We start from the raw sequence: 3,015 nt of genomic DNA on the forward strand, positions 1-3,015 counted from the left end.
CGCTGGAGCCGGAAGCGGCGGTCTCGTGCAATCCACCTTCGGCGTCGGAACCAACGTTTCCAGCTACGATCCCTACATCATTGCCAAGGTGTACAACGACCACACCTCGCAAGTTGTGCCGAACCAGACCGTCCTGGGCGTTCCTGTGGCGCACCAGAACGAGAACCTTGCAAACATCAGCTATCAACAGTTCTTTCCAACCGGCACCTACTTTGAAGGTGATTGGAACAACAACCGAACGACGTCGAACAGCCCGAACAATACTCTGAACCCGCAGATTTATGCCAATGTGCAGTTCATCATCCAACAGCAGCTGCTCGCCGGATTCGGAACCGGGCCGAACCTGCGCTTTCTGCGAATTGCCAGGACCAACCAGAAGATTGGAGACATTGCATTCAGGGCGCAAATTATCGCAACCGTTACTCAGATTTGCGACATCTACTGGGACCTTGTGAACGCCTACGACACCGAGCAGGTTGGGGAGCGCTCGGTTGCCTTTGCCACCGAGACTCTTGACACCAGCCGCAAGCAACTCGCACTCCAGGCCATTCCGGAGATGGATGTGCTGAAGGCTGAGAGCGAGGTAGCCACTCGGCAGCAGGACCTGACAGTCGCCCGCACAAACCTTGAGCTCCAGGAACTTTACATGAAGAACGCCATCACCCGTTCTTTCGACGATCCAGTTCTTCAGGAGTTGCCAGTCGTGCCGACGGATCATCTCGCCGCCCAGATCCAACCGGAAACCCTCCCGGTACAGCAGAGTATCAATGACGCTCTCAAGAATCGCACCGATATTCAGATATCCGCCCTCGACCTCACTAACCGGGAACTCAGCCGCAAAACCGCTCGCAATGCCCTGCTGCCTCAGCTCAGTCTTTACGGCTTCTATGGCGGTACTGGATACGGTGGCACACCCAATCCTGACTTCACCGGCGGGACCGTCGAGGCGCCTTCAGGGTACGGGGGCACTCTCCAGAACGCCCTGAATAACTCTTCGCCCGAGTACCAGGTCGGTTTGCAGCTCCAGATGCCTCTGCGCAATCGCCAGGCCAAGGCCGACCAATACCGCACCGAGCTCGAGTACCGCCAGTCGCAGGTGTACGCTGAAGAACTGAAGAAGAATATCGTGATCGAAGTGCGAAACGCACGCTACGCGCTTGAACAGGGCGCCAGCCGAGTGGGCGCCGCCAGGCAGGCACGCGACCTCGCCCAACGCACACTCAGTATCATGCAGCAGGAGCAGAAACTGGGTGCGGGTTCAAATCAGCAGACGCTCTCGGCTGAGCACGATCTGTCGGTGGCTGAGTCCGCGCTCGTAACGGCGCAAACAGCATACGAAAAGGCTCGCATTCAACTGAAGTATTCAACCGGGTCGGTGCTTGAGGAATACGGAATCTCAATCGCTGACGCAAAAACCGGCGTGGTTTCAGAAGCGGACAATCACTAAATGCCAGACCCTCGTAAGAATGAAAAAATCCGGGTTTTAGTTGCCGACGATCAACCGCACATCCTCGAGGCCGTGGAACTGTTGCTCGAACCGCAGGGAATTCACGTGGAATGCGTGCGCTCTCCGCAGCTGCTGCTCGAAGCTCTGGGTCAAAGCGACTACGACGTCCTGCTCATCGACCTCAACTACACACGCGACACCACATCAGGCAAGGAGGGTCTTGATCTGCTGGCACGGTTGCAGGAGATCGATCCTCGCATGCCGGTTATAGTCATGACGGCGTGGGGCAACATCGATCTCGCTGTCGAAAGCATCAAGCGCGGCGCTCGCGACTTCATCCAGAAGCCGTGGGAAAACGAGCGCCTCATCTCGCTCATCCGCGTCCACGCCGAACTGCACAAGGCACTGCGCCGTGCCCGACAACTTGAACTGGAAAACCGTTTACTCCGTGCTGAAGGCATGCCCGATTTCGTCGCCGCGGCTCCCTCCATGCAGCCTGTGCTCGAACTCGTAAGCCAGGTGGGGCCGTCCGACGCCAACGTGCTCATCACCGGCGAACACGGCACCGGAAAGGAAATCGTTTCCAAGCTTCTTCACGCCGCATCGCCGCGTTCGCGCATGGCTTTGGTTGCTGTGAATGCCGGCGGATTGCCTGAAGGCACCTTTGAAAGCGAGATTTTCGGACACGTGAAAGGTGCGTTCACTGATGCCCGCTCCGATCGGGTCGGACGTTTCGAACTGGCCAACAACGGCACGTTGTTTCTCGACGAAATCGCCAACGTCCCGCTTCGCCAGCAAGCCAAGCTTCTCCGTGTCCTCGAAACCGGCGAACTTGAGCGTGTCGGCTCCTCGCAAACACGCCGCGTCGACGTGCGCGTGTTGTCGGCAACAAACGCAAACCTGCCCGAAGAAGCCAAGGCTGGAAACTTTCGCGAAGATCTCCTCTTCCGCATCAACACCGTCGAGATTCATATCCCCGCCCTGCGCGAGCGCCGCGAAGACATACCGCTGCTGGCCATGCACTTTCTAAACCGGAACCGTTCGCGCTATCGCAAGCAGGTTACCGGCTTCTCACCATCCGCAATGCAGCAGATGATCCAATACCCATGGCCCGGCAATGTCCGGGAGCTTGAGCACACTGTCGAACGCGCTGTGCTGCTCTGCCGCGGCGAAGAGATCGAGCCTGCCAACCTGGCGATTGCCACGGCCAAATCATCGGCCCCCAATTTTGAGAATATGAGTATCGACGAAGTTGAGGCTCTGCTTATCCGCAAGGTCCTTCGCCGCTGCGACGGCAACATCTCTCAGGCCGCTGAAGCTCTCGGCCTCAGCCGGGCCGCGCTCTACCGCCGTATCGAAAAATATGGCTTATGAGAGGCATGTAAGAAGACGCAAACCCTCGGCACTCCGCCGGGCGTGGCTCTTCTGTTTCCTGCTCGCGCTGCCTACATTCCTCTTCGCCGGCATTTTACTCTGGCAGCAGCACGTGACCACTGCGCCCGCTTTCCTTCTTTTATTCTGTCTTTTTATCTATCTGGTGCTCATTGCAGCCTCACTGATTGAAGGCC

The 3,015-nt window shown here is 57.7% G+C and carries 2 protein-coding genes; both read left to right on the forward strand.

What is annotated here, in order from left to right:
- Positions 1–1,447, forward strand: a 1,447-nt coding sequence (locus WA354_RS06485; RefSeq protein ID WP_472812190.1) for a TolC family protein, incomplete at its 5' end; no start/stop codon positions are given.
- A complete protein-coding gene (locus WA354_RS06490; protein WP_472812191.1) occupies positions 1,448–2,821 on the forward strand; it encodes a sigma-54-dependent transcriptional regulator in 1,374 nt (457 codons plus the stop codon). It begins immediately after the preceding gene.
- The last annotated feature ends 194 nt before the right edge of the window (positions 2,822–3,015 follow it).

This window comes from Occallatibacter sp., from assembly GCF_049802275.1.
Taxonomy (GTDB): domain Bacteria; phylum Acidobacteriota; class Terriglobia; order Terriglobales; family Acidobacteriaceae; genus Telmatobacter.

Coding starts and splice junctions, on each gene's coding strand:
- WA354_RS06490 (WP_472812191.1), top strand. CDS start 1,448: ATGCCAGACCCTCGTAAGAATGAAAAAATCCGGGTTTTAGTTGCCGAC.